The following is a 21,656-nucleotide window of genomic DNA, read 5'->3' as shown; positions in this document are numbered from 1 at the left end:
GTCCTCACCTCCGCTTATCTAGTTTTCCGGTATAGTCCAATCAATCGGTTGAATACCTTTGGAGGTCAGGAAGTCATTGGCTTTGGAGAATGGCCGACTGCCCAGAAAACCACGATGGGCGGCAAGTGGACTAGGGTGTGTTGATTCCAGCACCAGATGTTTATCCCGGTTAATAAAGGCTCCTTTTTTCTGTGCATGACTGCCCCACAGCATGAACACCATCGGTTCCGAGCGTTCATTCAAAGCACGAATCACTGCGTCAGTGAACTTTTGCCAACCCAGCCCCTGATGAGAATTCGGCTGGCCCTCGCGTACCGTAAGCACATTGTTAAGCAGCAATACACCTTGTTCCGCCCAGTGCACCAAGTACCCGTGTTTCGGAATTGGCAATCCCAGATCTGCATGAAGTTCCTTATATATATTTAGCAGTGAAGGCGGAATGCGTACACCTGGCATAACCGAAAAGCTCAGTCCATGGGCCTGTCCAGCTCCGTGATATGGATCCTGACCCAGAATGACCGCTTTGACCTGATGATAAGGGGTAAGTTTGAGCGCGGAGAACAGATTTTCTTTGGACGGATATACCGTTTGTGTTTTGTATTCTCCCGCTAATGCATAACGTATATCGTTAAAATACTCCGATTCAATCTCTTCTCTAAGCACTGTGTCCCAATCGTTTCCAAACATATGTATGGGCTCCTTTCCCTGATGAAAACATACCCGTGCCGCCAGAAAGCTCTGGCTGCCCTTGTGCTGAGCCTGATTCAAGGCTCACAAACTATCCATCATTTTAACATACCTCCGGGCGGCAGGCCAGAAATGTGCTGTAGGGTCATGTCTGCTCAGATTCTGACTGGTATCCTCTGATTATTCTATAAGCCATTTTCATGAGCTATAAACTAAAAAAACGAGCCCCCGGATGGCTAAACCAACCGGGGACCCGTTTATGTTTATGCTTCCACTTTGCGAAAGCCCATGCACTGCTTTTGCTTAGTACTTGATCAGATCCAGTGTTTCGTCGAACAGGAAGCCTTGCTCCTCGATCTTGCTTTCATTGCCGACAACGCAGCGATTGCCTTGTTCCAGGATTGCAGATACGAGGGCAGCCGAATCAACGATATGGGCTTCCGTTGTGCTCAGCACTTCATCACGCTCCTGCTGCAGATCTGCTTCGGTAACGTTGGACAAGTAGCATTCCAGTGAGAAATTCCCTTCCGAATATGGTGTTCTCGGGGTGTCCAGATCCTGGATGGCACCGATAATATACCGCGTCATTTCACGTTCATCCGCTTTGAAGTTTTGCAAATACTGCGGAATGTCTTCATACACTTTGTACGTTTTCTCCAGGTTAGGGTCTCTGTATGAGGCCAGATAGCTGTCTCCATTCCGTCTAAAACCACTCATGCAGCCGTAGGCACCACCCTTGGCCCGGATATTCGTCCACAGATAATCAAGAGACAGGATCCCCTGAAGAACCCGCAGCGAGCCTGTATACTGGAAGCCCTTGGTGAGGAAGTTACCTGTCTGAACGACATATTGCACTTCCGAAGGGGACTTGAAGCCTTCATTATGATGAACCTCCTGGAATTCAGCAGGCTCCTTCGCCACATCATGTGTATACAGCTTGGATTTCAGGTCAGACACCTGCTGCTCCAATCCTTCATACCCTTTCTCATCTGCGGTATAGCTGACAAGCAGCAGTTCAGGTCGGAAGATCATGCCTGTCAATTCTTGAAGACGAGCAGCAAGCTCTTCTTTTCTCTCATCATAGTTCGCCTGGAGCTCTTCAAGCCATTGATAAAAGGCGATTCCACTCACAGCTTCCCGGAAAGCAGCCACCGCTGAATGTTTGGCAGAGGATCTGCCCATGGCCGCAGAATGTCCGCTATTGATCAAGCTGCGCTGCAGCTGCCCCTTCAGTTGGGAAATGATCTCATACAAGCGCTTCGAGTCGTCGAAGCGGGAAGTCAGAATGATCTCTTTGATCATGTCAAACGCAAATCCCAGCTTGCTGTACAAAACCTTCGCCCCGAATTCGAAGTGAGCCCGGTACGCGTTGTACTGTTTCGCATCAGCACTCGCACCTACGCTTGCACTGATTCCGCCAGAGTGGATATGGATTTCATTGGATAACTCGTTGAACGAGAAATTCTTCGTATCCACATAACCAAGTACACTTTTCAGCAGACCGGCATAAGGCAGCAGATGCTGCGGGATCTCTTTGACATCGAATAAAAGCTTCAGATAACCAATCCCGTTGGTGTATAGATTGTGATGCAGGATCGTTGTGCCCTCTACCGTCTTCAGGGTTTGGTACAGGGTGGATGCCTTGGGTTCGATATCTTCAATCGACAAGGTCGGAATAACCTGCTGCTGTTCTTTAGTCGAAGGCTCATTTTGATAATCCGCAAGCTCTTTCGTTTTTTGCACCAATTCTGCGATTTCGGTTTCATTCAGACTGGACTGATAGGTTTTAAGCCGGGTACGCAGCGCTTCTTCCTTCCGCTGATTCAGCCCTTTATCCGGAGTCACGGCAACAAATGAGGTATGTGTATTTTGCAGCAAATACTGCTCAATCAACTGCTCGAAGTATCCTTCATTCATTTTGGTTCGCAGCGTTGCAAATACGTCATTGGCCTCCAGGTGCGCAAATGGTGCCTGATCATCATAGAGCCAGCTCTGAAGCGTGTAGAAGCCATAGATGAGCCCTTTCGGCATTCTTCCAAAATCAGCTTCACGATGGTTGAATTCATAGGAGTTAATTCCCGCAAGCAGCGCCTTGGGATCAATTCCTTCCTTCACCACTCGCTGAAGCACTTCCTGCACTGTATCCAAAAATACCTGCTTGCTCTCCAGGTTACTCTTCTTCAAACCGATGGTCAGTACAGGCTGATACAAGCTGTCGTCATACGAGCCATAGACTTCTTTGGCAATCCCCTTATCCAGCAGTGCCTGCTTCAGAACAGCTCCCGGTGCACTCAGAAGTGCATACTGCAATATTTGAAAGGCAATGTTCAGCTCCTGATCAAGCGTGGTTCCAATGACGGCATTATACGTCAAAAAGCTGTTATCCACTTCCGACTCGGTACTTCCCGCGGAATAGGTTTTGACCACATCAACCCGCTGGCTGAAGGCTTCCTGTATCCCGATCTCCGAGTCAGTCTCGATACGATCGTACTGGTTCAGATAGGTTTCATCCAGCCATTTCAACTTCTCTTCCATATCCATATCACCGTACAGGTATATGTAGCTGTTCGAAGGATGATAGTATTTCGTGTGGAAATCGAGCAAGCCCTGGTAGGTCAGATCTGTGATCTCATCCGGAATGCCCCCAGACTCGCAGGAATAGGTTGTATCCGGGAAAAGTGAATTCAGGACGGCTCTGCGTACAACACGCTCCGGTGAGGAAAATGCTCCCTTCATCTCGTTGTACACCACACCGTTATATGTCAATTCATCCTCTGGCGAGGCCAGATTGTAGTTCCAGCCCTCTTGCAGGAATATTTTCTCGTTCTCATAAATATTGGTGTTCAGTACCGCATCCAGATAAATATCCATCAAGTTGTGGAAATCATGATCATTGCGGCTGGCGATCGGGTAGATCGTTTTGTCCGGGTACGTCATTGCATTCAGGAAGGTATTCAGTGAACCCTTCAACAGCTCCACAAAGGAGTCCTTAGCCGGAAACTTCTTGGACCCGCACAGTACGGAATGCTCCAAAATATGAGGTACACCCGTATTGTCACTCGGAGGTGTTCTAAACCCGATACTGAATACTTTGTTGTCATCCTCGTTGGATAAAACGACAATTCTGGCACCTGACTTTTTGTGTTCAAGCAGGTAACCATCTGATTTCAGTTCCTCCATCCTGCGTTCCTGTAAAACCTGGTAAGGCTGAAGTTGTTTCAACATATGCTGATCCTCCATCAAAAGAAATTTATTTTGCTTCCTTGAGTTCCGCAAGATAAAGGTAATTTATGCCTATGGATAGTATACACCATCGTTTCATGTCTTCCTAACTTACAGCCTGAGGCAACTAGACGTCTCCTGATATGTATTATGTACAATTTCGGTTTATGAACCCGAACGGCCTGGAAATTCAATTCCATATGCTCAAAATGGGTATAAAAAAAGATCGCATTAACAGCTTGTTCAACAAGCGTCATGCGATCTTCTTCATAAGGATGCCGAGGACCGGGATCGAACCGGTACGGTAGTCACCTACCGCAGGATTTTAAGTCCTGTGCGTCTGCCAATTCCGCCACCCCGGCATATGTAAGTATTACTTTATTACTTGAGGCGACAAGAAATATCTTATCATAGGATTGAACATTATGCAACATATAATTTTTTTTTTAATTACAACTCCCATAAAAAAGTGAAAAGGCACTACCAGCATCAGCTGGCAGTGCCTAGAAAGTCCGAGTTGCGGTCCCGGACTTTCTATAAACCATCTATATTAAGGGAGGTGTGAGATCATAATACCGCCCCAACATTAAAGAAACCTAAAATCAGGCTTAAATTAAACTAAAAAGTTGCAAGAGTCCTGGTCTATGCATCTTCCCCCTTCACAATCGGTGCAATGTGGGCAGCATCTTCCTCACTGCATTCCACCACAATAAGGAAGTGATCCTGAAGAAGCCACTGCTCATAATACTGGGCATCCTCTTCAGCAATGCCAGCTTCTGCCAGAGTAAGAACGAGATCATCCGTTTCTCCTCCAATTTCATTGCCAGCCAGTCGGCGAACCGCTTTGCCCGCAGAGATCGTCTGGTCCATGCGTTTTCCCAATGCTGCGAGTACACCCTTGAAGACGCCGAATGCACCATCTGTACCAGCACCCTTCAACGGTTTGTCCAGGCCTGCTTTTTCGCTGATCAAATCAAGATCCAAATGCTCCTTCGCCACAACTCCCATCGCTTCCGCTTCCAACCCTGCTTCCTTGAGCTTGTTAAGCATGATAATCGCTTCGTTCTCCGTTTGAACCAGTCCAACCAATAATTGTGTCATTCCGTTCCCTCCCTAATAGGACATGTTAGGACCCAAAACGTTAATCCGTCTTGGGATCAAGGCTTTAGTCAAACCATCTATTTCATAAGTCAATTCACCTAAACCTGAAGCATTTATTTCTTTTCTGGAAATCCATACCTAGTTCTGATAGACTAGATAAAGAAGCCAAATTAACCATTGAAATTATTGACATATTAAGCAACCATCTCATAACCAGGAGCAATGTCTTATGAAAAAAGAGGTAGAAATTGCCATTCGTCGCAATCAACAAATTGTAGTTCGCAACACCAGCGGTCAAACGGTGACCGGATTTCCCGAGCGTTCTGCTGACTCATCCATTCTTACCCTGCGTACGGTCCAGGGAAACCTTTGGATTCCTTTTGATGAGGTTGAGCAGGTTACCCGCATACTAAGTATCCGTTCCCATCATATGAAGGGCCTGCAGTTGAGTATTGCAGATCTGTAGCTTCTATCGCTGATCAAACCAAAAACCAGACCCTCACGGGTCTGGTTTTGCTTTGGTCTATGGGTTTGAATGTTCAAGCTACTTTACAACAAACTTCACCCTTGTTCCATCCGGATATGTACTCAGCTGATTACCAACCCATGAACCCGCTCCGCGGTTGTCCTTGGGTGTAATGTACTCGATATCTGCATTTGACCCGCCTTCAGCACACATGGCCATGGGCCACTCATCCCGATCCTTCCCTTTCTTCACGGGTACACCCTTGAGTGATAGGTCGCGATTGGCGTCTGCGCCCTCACGATCAATCGTACATACATCCGAGTGCCCTGCCTTGATAGCGTTCTTGATATGCTTCGCCGTCTCCGGATACCGATCTGAGGGAAAGGTGATGGTGTGATCCACGCCCTGACTGCTCCCATTAAACGGGGATGGCAGATCCAGCGGCAATTCTCCCTCGAACCAAGCAAAGACAGCCAGAACCACCAGCGTTACCAGCGTAATAAACGATTTCTTAAGATTGCTCCAACCTTTGTTTTTCTTCTTCCTTGTGCGCTTCCTCTTCATGCTGTCTCCCCCGTTCCCTCTTGCATTATACCAGAACGTTCGTTCGTGAAACAATACCAAAAAGACAGTCCGCATCACCCCGAACTGTCTTCTTTCCGTTTATTCTTATTAACCGCTTGTTATCCCACATGTGGGATAACAAGCTGCCGTAACAGTGGTAGTGTTACATGGAAGTGCGTTCCCTGACCTGGCACACTCTCTACAGCAATGTCCCCCTGCATCAATTCAAGCAGTTCCTTGCAAATGGTCAATCCCAGTCCACTGCCACCAAATCTGCGGGCATGAGACACATCTGTCTGGGTGAACGCCTCAAATAATTGATGTAACTTCTCTTCAGGAATACCGATTCCCGTATCACTTACGGTGAACAACAAGGTAATGGAGTCGCCTTGCTGCTCCTTCACATCAAGCTGCAGTAACACTTCACCTTGCTCCGTGAACTTAATCGCATTGCTCAGCAGGTTATCCAGTACCTGACGTAGACGCAACGGATCCCCGACCAAAACGTCCGGTACCTGCATGTCGGCCTGACAGCGCAATTGAACCTTCTTCTGTTCAGCCGCAGGCTCGTGCGTTCTAACGATCTGTTGAATGAGCTTAAGGGGCTGAAATTCGATCTGTTCAACTTGCATCTTGCCGCGCCCCAGCTTCGCCATGTCGAGACTGTTATTCACAATATTGAGCAGGGCTTCACCGGACTGACGGGCAAGGTCCAAATATTCTTCTTGCTCCTTACTGATTTCACCCATGCTGGTTAACTCGATCATGCCCATAATTCCATTGAGCGGTGTGCGCAGTTCATGGCTTAATTTCCCGATAAACTCCAGCTGTCCCCTGCTGTTCATCTCCGTCATCCTGGCCGCCCTGCGAAGCTGCTCTTCGGCATATTTCCGTTCAGAAATGTCATATTGGATGCCAACAAAGAAGAGACACTGACCTTCATCATCAAATATGGGATCAATGTTCAATTCGTTCCAGAATTGTTGACCACTTTTGGTATAGTTTAAAATATCAATTTTAATAGACTCCTGCCGATTAAGCGCCTTACGAATTTTGCTTACAGTTTCGGGTTTCGTGTCCCTGCCCTGAAGGAATCGGCAGTTCTGTCCAACCACTTCTTCGGAGGTATATCCTGTCAGAGCAGTGAACTGTTCATTGACATATATCAATGGTTGCTCTGGTGAAGTTGCATCGACCACAGTTACGGAAGATTTAAGCTTGGATATTAAAAACTCCCACTGAATGGGTATGGAGTGCTTATTTTGGATGCTCATGCTTCCCCTCCTGTTTCTTATGGTCCGTATCGTCAAATGCATATATAATTAAAATGATAACAATTGGGTATTGGATCAACCGAAATCAATATATTTAATTGTAACACAGTTATTCAAATGATGTGGTTTGTGGGTAAAATACGCTTAACTCACACCAACCCGTCAGGAGGAAAACATCATGAAATTTCTGTTGATTGTTATTATTGTTATTCTGGTATTGTATTTCTTCACCAGACGCAGACGTCGTTAATTTCGATCCGGGTCATGCAAACAAGGAAGGAAGATCGGGCATGAGAACCCTCTTTTTTATTTTCATGACACTTTGCATTATCAATCTCTGTTTTCCCAAGTTCGGATGGTATCTCCGTTATGGATGGATTTCCAGAGGAGAGTCCGAACCCAGTAAGCCTTATATGACGTTCACCCGCTTGACCAGTTTGGTGATGCTGATTATTGCTTTTACACTTGCATCAGCTTGAAGAGCATATACTTATGAAGCAGTTGTCCATCCGGATCACTGCTTTTTAAGCTATCAATGAACAAAAAATGATAATTTTATTTGTGGTGCATTACCCTCTGTCCCTTTACTATTAGTATTGTTATTCAGCGAGTACTGAATATATATGAACCTAGAAAGGGCATCTATGCATGAACATCATTTTCTACCCATACTGGGCTGCGAAGACACTCCTATCCTTTATTCATGTATTATATATCATGGTTATCACTTTACTGGTCTATGAACAGACCGGATCGGTGCTCTATGCCGCACTATTTCCTGTCATTCAGATGATGGCACGAATTGCGGCCACCTTAAGCTCTCCCTGGCTTGTGGGACGATTCGCTGTGGCTAAACGGCTTATCAGCATTCCCGGAGCAAAGGCGCTTATGTTCACCGGCATTGCCATATCACTTACTTACCTGACTTTACATATCCCTGTCTTACTGGCCGTTATCACCGTTCTTTCCTTTCTGGAGGGCTGGGAGTCGCTGGTGCTTGACACCATCACCCCCCGCCTTGCTGTACAAGACGAAGAGCTCGTAAAAACGAAACGCCTGCTATCCTTCTCCAGCCAGACCGCAACCATTGTTGGATATGCGATAGCCGGTTTGGTTGTCAGTCACTGGGGAGCTTCAACGACATTCTGGACGGCTGCAGCCATGTCATGGGCCAGCTTAACGCTTATGGTTGCCATCGGTTTGCTTTTGGACGACACTACTGAAAAGGAGGACCTCAGACATCTTGAACGCCCTAATCGAAATGTCTTCCGGGAGGGCTTGCTATTGACTGGAGGCTTCGGCGTGTCTGCCATCTTGTTTGGATGGGTTGCGGATGAGTCGGGAATCTGGCTGGTCTATCTCATCGGAGGAGCCGTGCTAGTTCTTTCATCTATGTTTTCTTCCGGATTAATTCAAGCACGCCAGCAGCGCCGCTCGATCCGAGCATAGGCATTTTTGAATAAAATAAAAGACGAGCAGATCTCTGCTCGTCCCAGGTTGTTCCGAACATTGGCGGAACAGCCTATTTTTTTTGAAAAACCATATGCACTGGTCGTATCATTATCTATTCTAACGGGTAATCGGTTAGCGGCTTGCCTTGCTTGTAATATAAAGTCGGTGACAGAATATTGAAGAAAATATGAGCATCAGAAAGGCCTTCGTCTGCCAGAATGCCATGGATGGAAGATGCAATGCGATTGTGAACTTCCTGATCACGCTGGAACATCAGGATCTCAATCGAGGCGGGAGATGGGGTGAGAGCTTGTACATCATAACGCTCTGCCTTCAGTCTTTCTCGTGGAATATTACAAATGAGAGCCATCTGCTCAGTAATCCGGGGGACAGTTCCCTCCAATTGGTGACCTGTGAATCCTCTAAAGCGAATAAACGGCATTACGATCCCTTCAATCTCTAAATTTAGTCTCTTATGTGATTTTAAGCACATTGTTTTCGCTTGTCAAATACAAGGGCTTGCTGCTGCTGCCGCGTACTTCTCTTATCCACATAGGAAAGGCCCCGCTGAGATCTCAGCAGAGCCTTGAATGATCCATCCGTTCCGTTACCAGGTACGAGTTACAACCAGAACGATTTCGTGATGATGACGAGCAGAATGAAGAGCACAAGAATTGCCGCAGTAGAAGTACACATACCGTATCCTACTCCACCAACATTGTTACAACCGTATCCAACGTGACTCATTTGATTGGCCTCCTTTGAATTTCAAGGTATGCCATAACATATGCCATATCAGCACAATTGACCGGGCATATCCCCAATCTGCTACGCCCAATCCACATTAACTATTCCAGGCAAAATACACTGATATTCAAGTCAGCTGCCATCCAGTCCTGTCCTGTCCCTACTGACTTCAGGTCAATGATTCGGGTCCGAGTATCGTTTCTCGACTCGATCAGAATTTCGCCACTCGGAGCGATGCAGTAGGCAATTGGAATACTGATGTCCGAGTCCCGATAAGCTCCGTCAGCATGGCTTGTCCCCAGGATCACACACTGCTCCGCAATCGCAATCTGCCGCGCCTCCTCCAGCCATTCCGCATATTGCTCCTCACTGAACATTCCAACACCGATGGAATGCATGATTAAATGCACCTGCCCATCAAACTCCTTACGAAAACCCTGCCGCACTAATTCGTCACACAACAAAGTACTGATTACCCATCCATCCTCCTCAACCGTAGTGGCAGGTGTGTATTTTGCCTTTTCAAGCACGATGTCTCCAGCCTTATTCATAATGATGGCTCGATCCTTGGGTCTCTCATCCAATCTGCGGTGTCCGGATATAATCATCGTTTCATACTTCGCAGCCAACCTGCGTGCCTCTTCCACATTCTGATTCAGATAACCCTCTGGATACAGCACAATATCCACATCAGGGTTGGATCTAAGCTCCCTTTCCAACTGGCTAAGGGCTGGCTCCAGTTTCGGTTGACCAATCAGGATTTTCATCTCATGTGTCCCCCATTCATGAATAAGAGAATAACGATCAACTTTCCAAACTTTGAAGCAACGAACGAGCTTCTTCATGATCAGGCTCCATCACAAGTACTTCTCGGGTGTAATTCAAGGCTTCGTTTTCGAGCTCGAGCTCATAACAGCACACGGCCAAATCGTATAATACTGCCGAACTGCCCTTCACTCCATCTGCTTCCAGAGCAAGTTCAAGAAAATGTTTCGCATCCTCATACATCCCCATTTCATTCAACAATTGCCCTGCTAGAAATGCAATATCCCCCATCCGGTCCATCGTGTAATAGGAGGACCACATGCTCTGAATTCCATGCTGGATATCCAACATCTCTTCGTCACTTGCCTCAGGAAGGAGATCAGATATTCTCTGGGCACTATGTATCAAAAATTCGGCATCATACCTGCCCAAACGCCAAAAGGGCAAAAGCTGCTTAAGTTCCATTCTGCTTAGCTGATGGTCGAACCATTCTTTTATACTGAAGAAGTCATCTGGTCCAAAACGCTCAATCTCTCGCAGATAGGCCAGTCTTATATTTACGTAGGTCATTGGCTCTTCTACCATCAACATACATCCGATATTCAGATCTTTGTAATGATGTAATGTAAAACGAACATGAGCTCCGCGCTGCTCAAAAACATGTTGAATTGCATGATAGTTCGCCGTCAACGAGAAGCTGCCATGAAGAACAAATTCAGGTGGCTCTGCAAACTTCCAATGATCCAGTCGATGATCCCCTTTATCAGCTGTAATTAGCACAAACCCGGACTGAGATAAAGTCTCCAGCCGTTCCAGGCAAGCGAGTCCGGCGGCCGGGAACAAAATATGGGAGTCTTCCAGTTCTTCCTGGTATAGGGATATGACATCTCGATACGGAAAGTCCGGTTTACTGTACTCCGGTGCGGGACGATACGCATAACTCAGCTCCATGTTTTTCAACATTTCATTAGGCTGAAGATTCGTGGAAAGGTCGGTATTCGATATCGTAACATCACATTCAAAGATCTGCCCTTCACCAACATATATCAATTCTTGAGGAATACTATCAAAGAAGTAATTGGCAATAATCAGTATTGGCTGACCCAGCTCACCCGGGCGAATAACCGTATCAGCTACCGTCAAATTTAATTCCGTGTCCTGCATGGCATCAAATTGCGCAAAATCAAGCAATCCCTGCTGGATCAGCGGTTGCATCGACGGATGATTCCTCCACCCCGTAACATTGTCAGCAGCAAGATCCGTCATTACATAACGAAAGGATGGCAGCGTTGTTGCAGCATAGTCCCTGAGCTCACATAGTTTGGTCACAATTTGAAAAGCCAAGCGTCCTACGCCAGCACCTAACTCCAGAATGGTTACCGTCTCTGATATCTGTCCCTTGGCAGCCAAGTCTTGAAGGAAGCCAAAGATCATTTCCGCGTATGCAGTCGCAATCATGGGATTGCTTGTAATGTATTGCGGAACCTGATTATCCGTCCAGGCCTGAAGTCCTTGCTGCTCATAATATGCTCGCTGCCAAGCCCATACCGGAGCCTCACTGAAGCGGAAGCGCTGTCCATCGTTTTCAATCATGTCATTTAAAACCCGCTTTCTTTCCATAAATTCTTTGGTTTTCATTATATCATAAGCCTGACACAACCCAAGAATTTCAGTACTCCCCAATGATAAAAAAAGCCTGCCTTATCAGGCAGGCAGTGATAACCCCAAACTTCTTCGGTCTCGGTCATCGTTTAAAAGCTCTTTTGAACTTCAGCAAGCAGGTACGCGATTAGTCGGAGTACAATGCTCCATCAAAGTTCTCAGGACCTACACGAATGGAACCCAGCAAGTTAGAGCTGATAAAAGCGGTGTACGTCAGTTGCGGAAGAACCGGTGGGTTGTAATCATCCGCGGAGAACGTAATAACCTGAGGTGCCAGAACGCTCAAGCTGAACGTGGACGTTGCGGAGTAAACAATCGGATCCGTTGGAGCGGTACCGCGTACTACCGTAATCGTGATTCCGACGAGTGCCAATGGGAGCTGTACGGATACCGTCCCTTTCATCTGCACACGCGGATTCGCTCCCATGCCAGCCGTCGTTACCAAACCAATCTGTCCAAACAATTGCGGCGTATTGGCTACAAGAATAGGAACATTAATGGAGTTAGCCAAGCTGGCATTCTGCGAGGTTCTCGCATCAATAAATTGACTCATGAAATCTACCTCCTATGGTTGGAATAGGATAGTATATGCGAGATACTAGAGATGGCATGGACAGACAAGAAAATCAAAAAAAAAAGGCACCTCATCAAGTACTTCTTCCATCTTGATTAGACACGCATTTGAAACTGTTCATGAGAATCATCCATGATCGTTTAGAGCGAGGATCAAACCACCATCCGGCTCATCTAATTTTTACCGTGTTTAATCCCTCGATAGTATGATTAAATATGGTAATGACAGTTTAGGAGGTGACTCGTATGTGCGGCAGATTTACCATAACGGACCCTTTAGAGGAATTAATGGACAGGTACATGGCTTCCATAAGTGATGACTACGAATATCAACCTAATTATAATGCTGCACCCATGCAGTATATCCCAGCCATCATTGGAAGCACACAAGGAAACCGTCTGGGTTCCCTCCGCTGGGGCCTCGTCCCTACGTGGGCCAAAGATGACAAGATCGGAAATAAGATGATTAACGCACGGGCAGAGACATTGGACACGAAGCCCTCATTTAAACGCCTCATCAGCTCCAGACGCTGCATTATTCCCACAAATGGCTTTTACGAGTGGAAGAAGGAAGGGACCCATAATCAGCCTCTCCGTATTCTGCTGAAGGACGAACAGATCTTCTCGCTCGCTGGATTATACGACACTTGGGAAGATTCTGAAGGCAACAAATTGAGTACATGCACCATTATTACCACTGAACCAAACGAACTGATGGCAGACATACACAATCGGATGCCGGTTATTCTGCGTCCACAGGATGAACAAGAATGGCTGGATCGAAATCATAACGACGTTCCTTCCCTGCTGTCGCTTCTGAAACCGTATAAGGCTTCTGAAATGAGGGTCTATAAGGTTTCCAGGGATGTGGGGAATGTCAAAAACAATTCGGAAGAACTGTTGAAGGAAGTTGACTAGCAATAGCCACCCTTTTCTATAAGTTAATCGCCACATGAAAATCAATACATGCAAAACAGGACAGAAAAAAGCCCTTGCTGCGCAAGGGTTTTAAGAGAATGGGCCCTGAGGGACTCGAACCCCCGACCAATCGGTTATGAGCCGACCGCTCTAACCAACTGAGCTAAGGGCCCTAGACATAATGTATAACGTGCAGATGATGGCTGTAAATCATCCAAGTGAAACTAAATTGCGGGGGCAGGATTTGAACCTGCGGCCTTCGGGTTATGAGCCCGACGAGCTACCGGGCTGCTCCACCCCGCGTCAGTAAAATATTAAAACAGCGACTTAATTAATATACACTATCCTACCCTAATAAGTCAAGGCGTAATGTCAGGGAATAAAACGAACGCCATATCTTCCTCTTTTTGAACGATATACTTCCACTTCTGCTGGCTCATTATGACCGTAAATCCACCCGTCCTGCTCCATACGTTTGGCAAGACATCCTGCCTGAAATTTAGTTGCATATAGCTTGCTGAAATATACCCAGCGCATCCTTCTCTTCCTTTCCGGAGTTATGATTCATCTCTGCTTGTTGTAGAATACCCCATTTGCCAAAAAAATAGCCGCCAGAGGTTAAAAACTCCAGCGACTATTTGTACTATGCCAATATTAAACCTGTCTATTTCCTTGTTAAGGCTTAAAATGTGGCCTTGGGATCTTTCTTTAACTTCTCTAACATTTCATTGCCTTTGGCTGCCCACTCACCAAGTGCTTCTTTTGGCGTCTTCTTGTTCTCGAGCACCTGAGTGAAGTATTCCATGCCTTTCTCGCTCACTTGCCAGAGGCTCGGCATTTTTTGGTACAGATTATCCAGATTGGTATTGGTAGGAGGCACAGGCTTCAACGTATAGAACGCCTGGATATTGTAATCCAAACCATCCTTCGGTTTAATGAAGCTTTTGCGGGATACCATCTCATAGCTGCTGCGTGCCTTAATCTTAGCCCAATCTTCACTATTCATATATTTGATCAATTCCCAGGCATCATCCGGATTTTGAGCGGAACTATTGATCGCCATGAGACTGCTGAGATAGATATTACCACCAATTTCAGGCGCTTCCGGATGTACTGGAGGGGTTACCACGTCCCAGTCCACCTTGGTGAAGCCTTCCATTTTATCTGCATTTTTGTTTGCGTCAATTAATTGGTTGATGTAGCTGTAATCCCCAATAACCATAGCAGCCTTGCTGCTCAGGAACAGATCACCTTGAAGCGGGTTATAACGTCCATTCGGATCTTGATCCTGAGGTTCGTCTCCTTTAGGGATCACTTTATCGATAGCAAGCTTGCTGATGGTACTCCATACTTTCTCCCATTGCGGTGAATCTACGGTCATTTTCTCTGCTTTGTCGTCAAAGATCTTCAATTGCAGAGCGCTGTAATATTGCTGCATGGTGTAGTAAGGCGAACCACCCTGGTACGTGGAGAATGAGAACCCGAATTCGTGATCTTTTCCTTCACCTTTGGTCAGACGTGTTGCCAGGTTGAAAATATCATCCCACGTCATGTTATCTGTAGGTGGCTCTACGCCTGCTTTTTGGAACATCGCCTTGTTATAGAACAGTGCGGAAGAGGAGAAGGTCGGTGTCAGCGCATAGATGCTCTGATCTCCCAGATCCTTGATGCCTTCAATAACACTTGGCACAATATCGCTCGTATCGAATTTATCCTCCTGTATCAGTGGGTCCAGCTGTTTCACCATATTCTCCTGGATGAGCGATTTAAGCGTAGCCGTGTCAGCCACAACGACATCCACAGGATTATCGCCAGTCATGATTTTTTTCATGTTTTCCAGGCTATCCGGCATTTCCTGCTGTTCTTCCTGGGTGCCATAGCCATACATGCTGCCCTGATCTACTGCAGCCACCACTTCAATCGTTACATTCGGATGTGTCAATTCAAATGCATCTGTAAATTGCTGACGGAAATAGCTGTCATCCTGGCTTCCCCACAATGTAGCCACACGCAATACACGCTGCTCTGTGTCCTTGGCCTCACTAGCTGTACAACCCGCAATCAGCGGCAATGCCAGACTGGCTGTAGCCAGCACAGCGAGCACACGTTTTCCCCAAAAGCTGTTCTTCATCTCCCAATTCCCCCTCAAATTTATCTTGGCGGTGTAATCACAATACGCTCACCGTCAAATTCCAATGTTGCCCTGTTGTCAATGGCCAAGGCCTCCAAATACTCTTTGGGTACCTGAAGGCGTCCCGCCCGGTCAATGATGACAAAGGCTTCATGAATATCCGGTGCTCCCGCTTCAGTTAATCCATGTTCATCATCCAGGTTCGGATTCCGTTTCACAAACTCGGTACTGGTCAAGCCATCACGTATCGCTACAATACGGTCCACCTTGCCGGCAAGCGTCAGATCATGGGTAACAATAACGATCGTAACGCCCAGTTCCTTGTTCATTTTGCGAAAAATGTTCATGATCGTATCACAAGTCTCGGAATCGACCGAGCCTGTTGGCTCATCGGCAAGCAGAATCTTGGGACGATTGGAGAGCGAGATGGCTATAGCCACCCGCTGCTGCTCCCCTCCGGATAATTGATGCAGCTTGTTGTGCATCCGATCCTTCAGTCCAACCCATTCCAGCAGCTGCATCGCGTATGCGCGATCCCGCTTGCCGCCAAGAATCATGGGTGTTTCCACATTCTCCAGTGCCGTTAGGTAAGGCAGCAGGTTACGCCCGTTATTTTGCCAGATGAAACCTACGGTATGTCGTTTGTATTCTACTAGCTGGGCGTCTGTCATTTTCAACAAATCCCAGTCTCCAACAACCGCAGTACCGGCCGTTGGACGATCCAGTCCCCCCAGAATGTTGAGCAATGTGGATTTACCGCTGCCGCTGTTGCCGATGATCGCCATCATTTCACCTTGATTGACAGTCAGGTTGAGACCTTGAAGGGCAACGACTTCCACATCGCTGGATTTAAAAATTTTCACAAGTCCTTCGCATTGGATCACGTTTACCTCTCCTCTCCCATTTTGACCGCTTGGTGAACCCGCAATCTGCGAATCTGCCACAGCAGCATCGTTGCTCCAACAATCAGCATGACCACGGTCACGCCGTACAGCTGCAGCATATCTTGTTGTTCAAATACAATCCGGAACGGAGGTACCTGCGCAGATACATTATCTGTCGTTTGCAGGAATGGCAGGAACAGGCGACTCGATACCTGACCGATTCCGATGCCGAGCAGTATGGAAAGACCTGCCGTGAACACTTGCTCCAGGAGCAGCATTCCGCTCAGCTGTGCTCGTGATAATCCCATGGCTCTTAATACACCGAACTGGACAACACGTCCTGACAGGTTAAAGAACCAATACAGGATGTACCCAATCAGGGATATGATGACCGAGACCAGGAAGCCCAGACTCAGGATCCCGAACACACCGCCACGCGACGGATGTTTGCCTTGGGATACCAATTCTGTACGTACATCGCGTACGGAGGATAGCTCAATGCCCTCTGCTGCCAGCTTCTCCATTAATGGAGCCACCTTGGCATCAGGTTCCATCTTCAGCCAGACCTCGTACGGAATCAGCGGCACCTGATCATAGATATAATCCAGATTGGCCACGAAGAATGGCGTCTGGTCGGGATACTGTGCAGGCCAGTATGGAATAATGCCGAAAACCACGAATTCAATGGCCTGGCCCTGAACACCAATAGAGAGCAGATCTCCAGTTTTGAGCTTGAACTTATCCGCAAATTTGGATGAGATCAACACAGCCCCTTCATACTTGCCTAATAAATCAAGATACTTATATGGATGTGCCGGGAACAGGTCGTTACGGAACCACGCCACCTTAGCAAAGTCCACATTATCAATCCCGACCAGCATGCCCTGGCCGCCGGATTTGCCGGATACAATGATATTTCCTTTCGTCTGCAGCACTCTCGCTGCGTGTTCCACACCGTCCAGTCTGCGGAATACTTCAAATGGAGGTTCGGAGTAGATGACTTTGGATGGTTGTGAATTTCCACCGCCCCCACCTGGAGCACCTCCACCGCCATTGCCGCCTCCGGCAGCACCACCGCCACCAGAACCTCCGCCACCGTTTCCACCGCCTTGCTGTCCTCCGCCTGAACCACCGTTCTGGCCGGAACCGCCAGGCTTAACCTCAGGTGTTCCTTCCCATACCGTTTGCATAATGACGTCAGAACCATATCGGTACAACGTACGCTCAGTGGAGTTCAGATCAATGGTCCGAGCTGCAGCCGAGTTGTACACGCCAAGCCCGAGTGTCAAAACAAGCAGGATCATCAACGGGTAATAAGACGATGATGACCGCGATAACTGTGTCAGGGTCAAGTAGAGTGGAACCGGCAGGAATTTGCGCCCAATCCACTGAATGAGCTTCAGAATCCATGGGAACAACCGCAGGAAGAACAGACCCAAGGCAAAGATCGCAAGCGCAGGTACAAAGAATAGAAACGGCTGTACCTGCAGCTGATCTGTCGTCATCCCCGTCTGGAACGTCAGCATTTGACGTTCATAGAACAGGTAGTATCCATATCCTGCAAGACCCAGCAGCAGGATATCGAGGAACCAACGCTGCCATATGGGAGCACGATCCGTACGTGCCTGGCGTCGTTTGGCCGAAACAATCGTCGCTCGCGCATAGGTTATTGCCGGAATAAGTGAAGCAATAATGGCTACGAGTACGGCGACAAGGCCCAGCAGGATGGCTTCTTTGGACACACCAATTGGAATCGACTTGCGATCCACGAACGACAGGAACCCACTGGCTGATCCGATACTTTTGGCCATAAACCAGCCAAGCATTGGTCCAATCACGAGCGCGATTGCCCCCAGAAAGATACCCTCCAGCAGGTATAGGGAGAAAATTTGCCGTGCTGAAGCTCCGCGGCTTCGCAGTACCGCAATGTCACTTTCCTGCTTCTGCAGAGACTGTCTGGCATTCATTGCAATAAAATAAAAAACCATCGCAATCATCGGTGCTGCCAGTGTAAACAGCATTGTCTGCAGCTGCAGACTCTGACTGCGGAATTGCTTCAACAGATCACCAAAGGTGATATCCACCTTCGTATCCTTCAGCCGCTGGTACAGATCGATATCCAAACGTTCCAGCATGGATGTCAGACCTGGCAGCTGACTGGTTTGGATTTCCTTCAGATCAAAGGCATAATACCAGCGCGAATTCTGAAGAGGTATTCCTTTTTCCTTCAGCAACACATCATTGAACACGGACTCATCCACATACAGCCCATTCATCATGCCGTCGAACCCCTGAACCCAATACGGACTATTCAGATCATCTGCCTTGAAGGAACCGGTAATTTTGATACGCAATGTGATATCAAGCCCGCTGTACACGGGGTATTCCAAAATATCACCGACGTGCAGATCGTTCCGGTACATGCCTTCCTCCAGCATAACCGCTTCAATAATGTCATCCTTCACTTGATTGCCTGGCTTCACGCCGGCAGTATAATTCACCTGTGCATCCAGCCCGCTCATCGTTCCGAGCGTCATGCTCCGAACCCGGCTGGCATCCACCTTGGTGGGGTCCTCCGGATTCACCTCAGTGCTCCGAATGGATCTGGAATTCACATACGTATGAAATGGAAAACCGATATCGCGAGGCACATCTTCCCGAATATAGCGATCCACTTCATCTAGTCCGCGCGTGTCAGTCTTAACCCCGCCTGGAGCCTGATAACTCATAAGCAACGAACCTGCAGGCAGCCCCTCACTGTTATCCTGCAGGGTCTGTGCTACCACCCGTTTCAGTGCACCGTCGGCATACATCGGTATACTGACAGTGAATGCTACCGCCACAATCAGTCCGATCAGTGTACTGAATGTCATCCAGCGGGTGTTCCACATTTTCCGGAACAACAGTCTGAGCAATGGCAGCCCCATTAGCGGCCCACCACTTTCTGTCCAACGGTCAGACCCTTCAGAATTTCAACAACCGTAGATGTCTGCTGCCCCACTTCAACGTCCACTTCGCGCTTGCTGCCATCACTTTCAACGACCTGCACGTATGTTCTTGAACCGATGGAGCGCAGCGCCGATACAGGAATGACAATGGCATCCTCCGTACGCTGGGTCACAATGGATACTGACAGAGGGGTTCCGCGTTCCACACCCTTAGGCATTTTCGTCAGGGAGACGATAACATACTGGTCGAGGGTTTCTTTGACTGGCGGGGTGCCACCTTCGCCTGTGCCTCCACCGTTTCCACTTCCACTTCCACTTCCAGCAGCCTCAGCAACAGGCATCACTTTAACTCTGCCGGATACCTTACCCGCTCCATTGATGTCGACATCTGCCTTCATGCCAGCCGAGAATTTCTCCAGATCTTCCTTGGCAAATGTAGCTGCGACAACCAGATTTGACGTATCCGCAATCGTTGCAATCGGATCATAGGCTTTGACTGCTGCACCTTTCTCCACCTGAACCGCAATAATCGTTCCTCCGAACGGAGCGGTCAGCGTCGCTTTACCTAACTGCTCCTCCAGATCAGCCAGTTCCTGGCGCAGTTCTTCAAATGCAATGGTGGCCTCTTCGAACTCCACCGGATCCATCTCATCTCGTTTACGAAGCGTTTCTTTCATTTGTACTTCCGATTTGCGAATCTGCAGCTTTTTGGCCCGAATTTCCTTTTCTACACTCTCCACGTCGAGCTCTGCGAGGAGCTGGCCTTTCTTCACTTTATCCCCCGGTTTCACGTTCAGTTCCTTGATGTGCATACCGTCCAGCGTGAAATACACCTTCTCTTCCCGCTGACTCATCATTTTACCGCTGCCGCTAACCTTTTTTTCCAGCGTTTCTGTCCGGACCTCATATTCCGGCTTTTTGGAAATCGTGGGCGGCGTGATCGGTGGAAGCACTTCTTCCTCCGTTTCTGCCGGCAGCAATGAGCAGCCTGACATCGTTGCAGCCATGATTGCACCAATTACAATCAGCGCTGCACGTTTCCCCCTTTTCGGAGCGGCCTCTTTACTTAATAAATCTGCCGTCCGCCATTTCATAAACATGGTCCGCAACCTCCAAAATCGTAGGATCGTGTGTAGTCATACATATGGTTACTTGTTCTACTTCAATAATATTGCGAAATACGGACATAACCTGTGCTCCCATCTTGGAATCCAGCTCAGCTGTCGGCTCATCCGCAAGCAGCAGTCTGGGTCTATGGGCAATGGCCTTGGCGATCGCCACCCGCTGCTGCTCCCCCCCGGACATTTCGAACGGCCGGTGCTTCACCCGTTTGGACAGTCCGACCAGATCCAGACAATGGCCGACTCTGTCCTTCCATTCCGAGCGAGGTACATCTGCCATCCGCAATGACAGCTCTACATTTTCCCATGCCGACAGCAAGGGCATCAGTGCATAGGCCTGAAAAATAAAACCGATTTCCTTGCGCCGCAGAGAGGTCCGCTTCCGGTCACCCCAATCCTGCAAAGGCTGTCCGGAAAACAGGATGTCCCCACTGGAAGGCTGATCCAGTCCCCCCAGCATATTGAGCAGTGTCGTTTTGCCCGAGCCTGATCGCCCTTTCAGCATAACCAGCTGCTGCGGGTTGACTTCCATGTCAATGCCCTTGAGTACATGGATAATCCGGCTGCCCGTCTGAAAGCTCCGATGTACATTACGAACTTCCAGCACAGGTCCGTCGTACGGAGGCAGCAAACTGGCTTTTGCCTTGGGCTGGGACTTCGCTTCGGGTTCAGCAGCGGCAACGGCTACCTCGTCCTGGATCATTCCATCACTTATGGATTGCGAGTCGATGGAAGGACTATCGGGGTCACTTATGTATGCCGAGGCTTCCTGCCCGGCGGTGTTCTGCTGCTCCGTGTGCCCTTTTGCATGCTTCCCGCCTGACTGGCTTTTGGCAGATTTCATACTGGAAAATAATTTCTTCATGCCAGCAATCACGCTCATCCTTTCTTAACATCCCAATCATTTCATTAAGGGTACTAAAATTAGAAATCTATTCCATACTACACTGCATTATAAACGACCGGTCCCAACTAAAAGTTACAAGCTTTTTACAACGTAGCCGGGAAAAAGTTAATATTTTGATGAACAAACGAAAAAAGCACCCCAATGTGCGGGATGCTTCTTGCCAATTCTATGAATTTGCCTCTATAGCGCCAATCATTACAATTTTGATACTGTTCATAAGTCGAACAGCACAAG

20 protein-coding genes and 3 tRNA genes are annotated in these 21,656 nt (G+C 47.8%); 4 read left to right on the top strand and 19 right to left on the bottom strand.

Translation table 11 applies throughout. From position 1 onward, the window contains the following. Positions 1-18: 18 nt before the first annotated feature. From ung to CHI14_RS18350, 4 genes are all read right to left on the bottom strand, one after another. Positions 19-687, bottom strand: coding sequence for a uracil-DNA glycosylase (gene ung / locus CHI14_RS18365; protein ID WP_095290055.1), 669 nt, complete (start codon positions 685-687; stop codon positions 19-21). 303 nt (positions 688-990) lie between these two features. Further along, a complete protein-coding gene (locus CHI14_RS18360) occupies positions 991-3,912 on the bottom strand; it encodes an insulinase family protein (protein ID WP_095290054.1) in 2,922 nt (973 codons plus the stop codon). 273 nt (positions 3,913-4,185) lie between these two features. Then, positions 4,186-4,271, bottom strand: a tRNA-Leu gene (locus CHI14_RS18355). 280 nt (positions 4,272-4,551) lie between these two features. Further along, entirely contained in the window at positions 4,552-5,010 is a 459-nt protein-coding gene (locus CHI14_RS18350) for a general stress protein (RefSeq protein WP_095290052.1), read from the bottom strand. 229 nt (positions 5,011-5,239) lie between these two features. Between CHI14_RS18350 and CHI14_RS18345 the strand changes: the two genes are divergently transcribed. Further along, positions 5,240-5,476 (top strand): hypothetical protein, encoded by a 237-nt coding sequence (locus CHI14_RS18345; RefSeq protein ID WP_095290050.1) that lies wholly within the window; start codon positions 5,240-5,242, stop codon positions 5,474-5,476. A 78-nt stretch (positions 5,477-5,554) separates the two neighbouring features. Here the strand turns inward: CHI14_RS18345 and CHI14_RS18340 are convergent, their stop codons facing one another. Next, entirely contained in the window at positions 5,555-6,040 is a 486-nt protein-coding gene (locus tag CHI14_RS18340) for a NucA/NucB deoxyribonuclease domain-containing protein (RefSeq protein ID WP_095290048.1), read from the bottom strand. 119 nt (positions 6,041-6,159) lie between these two features. Then, positions 6,160-7,314 carry a sensor histidine kinase gene (locus tag CHI14_RS18335; protein ID WP_170948181.1) on the bottom strand — a complete coding sequence of 385 codons (1,155 nt, stop codon included), beginning with the start codon at positions 7,312-7,314 and terminating at the stop codon, positions 6,160-6,162. A 290-nt stretch (positions 7,315-7,604) separates the two neighbouring features. Here CHI14_RS18335 and CHI14_RS30755 point away from each other — a divergent pair, with 290 nt between their 5' ends. Together CHI14_RS30755 and CHI14_RS18325 are read left to right on the top strand one after the other, a co-directional pair. Further along, positions 7,605-7,793, top strand: a complete 189-nt coding sequence (locus CHI14_RS30755) for a DUF6199 family natural product biosynthesis protein (RefSeq protein WP_095290179.1) — start codon at positions 7,605-7,607, stop codon at positions 7,791-7,793. A 238-nt stretch (positions 7,794-8,031) separates the two neighbouring features. Continuing rightward, positions 8,032-8,763, top strand: coding sequence for an MFS transporter (locus tag CHI14_RS18325; RefSeq protein ID WP_212677005.1), 732 nt, complete (start codon positions 8,032-8,034; stop codon positions 8,761-8,763). Positions 8,764-8,878: 115 nt separating this feature from the next. Here CHI14_RS18325 and CHI14_RS18320 read toward each other — a convergent pair whose 3' ends face one another. The 5 genes from CHI14_RS18320 to CHI14_RS18300 form a co-directional block, all read right to left on the bottom strand. Then, entirely contained in the window at positions 8,879-9,208 is a 330-nt protein-coding gene (locus tag CHI14_RS18320; RefSeq protein ID WP_095290043.1) for a DUF1904 family protein, read from the bottom strand. A 179-nt stretch (positions 9,209-9,387) separates the two neighbouring features. Further along, positions 9,388-9,513, bottom strand: coding sequence for a sporulation protein YjcZ (locus tag CHI14_RS18315; protein ID WP_095290041.1), 126 nt, complete (start codon positions 9,511-9,513; stop codon positions 9,388-9,390). A 101-nt stretch (positions 9,514-9,614) separates the two neighbouring features. Next, entirely contained in the window at positions 9,615-10,280 is a 666-nt protein-coding gene (locus tag CHI14_RS18310) for a hypothetical protein (protein ID WP_212677004.1), read from the bottom strand. Between the two features lie 37 nt (positions 10,281-10,317). Beyond that, positions 10,318-11,871: a tetratricopeptide repeat protein gene (locus CHI14_RS18305; protein WP_095290178.1), complete on the bottom strand. Its 1,554-nt coding sequence runs from the start codon at positions 11,869-11,871 to the stop codon at positions 10,318-10,320. 196 nt (positions 11,872-12,067) lie between these two features. Further along, positions 12,068-12,493, bottom strand: a complete 426-nt coding sequence (locus CHI14_RS18300; RefSeq protein ID WP_095290040.1) for a hypothetical protein — start codon at positions 12,491-12,493, stop codon at positions 12,068-12,070. A gap of 266 nt (positions 12,494-12,759) precedes the next feature. Between CHI14_RS18300 and CHI14_RS18295 the strand changes: the two genes are divergently transcribed. Beyond that, a complete protein-coding gene (locus tag CHI14_RS18295) occupies positions 12,760-13,431 on the top strand; it encodes an SOS response-associated peptidase (protein WP_095290038.1) in 672 nt (223 codons plus the stop codon). Between the two features lie 99 nt (positions 13,432-13,530). On the opposite strand, the gene CHI14_RS18290 is transcribed toward CHI14_RS18295, so the two are convergent. From CHI14_RS18290 to CHI14_RS18260, 8 genes are all read right to left on the bottom strand, one after another. Next, positions 13,531-13,604: transfer RNA gene (locus CHI14_RS18290), tRNA-Ile, on the bottom strand. A gap of 56 nt (positions 13,605-13,660) precedes the next feature. Then, a tRNA-Met gene (locus CHI14_RS18285) sits at positions 13,661-13,734 on the bottom strand. A 69-nt stretch (positions 13,735-13,803) separates the two neighbouring features. Then, positions 13,804-13,968 carry a hypothetical protein gene (locus CHI14_RS30115; protein ID WP_164764226.1) on the bottom strand — a complete coding sequence of 55 codons (165 nt, stop codon included), beginning with the start codon at positions 13,966-13,968 and terminating at the stop codon, positions 13,804-13,806. A gap of 145 nt (positions 13,969-14,113) precedes the next feature. Further along, positions 14,114-15,562 (bottom strand): ABC transporter substrate-binding protein, encoded by a 1,449-nt coding sequence (locus tag CHI14_RS18280; RefSeq protein WP_095290037.1) that lies wholly within the window; start codon positions 15,560-15,562, stop codon positions 14,114-14,116. Between the two features lie 20 nt (positions 15,563-15,582). Further along, on the bottom strand, positions 15,583-16,446 hold the full coding sequence (locus tag CHI14_RS18275) for an ABC transporter ATP-binding protein (RefSeq protein WP_095290035.1): 864 nt from the start codon (positions 16,444-16,446) through the stop codon (positions 15,583-15,585). A gap of 2 nt (positions 16,447-16,448) precedes the next feature. Then, on the bottom strand, positions 16,449-19,373 hold the full coding sequence (locus tag CHI14_RS18270; protein ID WP_095290034.1) for an ABC transporter permease: 2,925 nt from the start codon (positions 19,371-19,373) through the stop codon (positions 16,449-16,451). After that, positions 19,373-20,494, bottom strand: a complete 1,122-nt coding sequence (locus CHI14_RS18265) for an efflux RND transporter periplasmic adaptor subunit (protein WP_095290032.1) — start codon at positions 20,492-20,494, stop codon at positions 19,373-19,375. Before CHI14_RS18265 ends, CHI14_RS18270 begins: the two co-directional genes overlap by 1 nt. Beyond that, positions 20,457-21,218: an ABC transporter ATP-binding protein gene (locus tag CHI14_RS18260; protein ID WP_095290176.1), complete on the bottom strand. Its 762-nt coding sequence runs from the start codon at positions 21,216-21,218 to the stop codon at positions 20,457-20,459. The genes CHI14_RS18265 and CHI14_RS18260 overlap by 38 nt, the downstream gene beginning before the upstream one ends. Positions 21,219-21,656 lie beyond the last annotated feature (438 nt).

Origin of the sequence: Paenibacillus sp. 7516 (assembly GCF_002272715.1) — a bacterium.
GTDB lineage: Bacteria > Bacillota > Bacilli > Paenibacillales > Paenibacillaceae > Paenibacillus > Paenibacillus illinoisensis_A.
The sequence above is the reverse complement of the archived record's forward strand: the minus strand, read 5'-3'. Positions and strand labels throughout refer to the sequence as shown.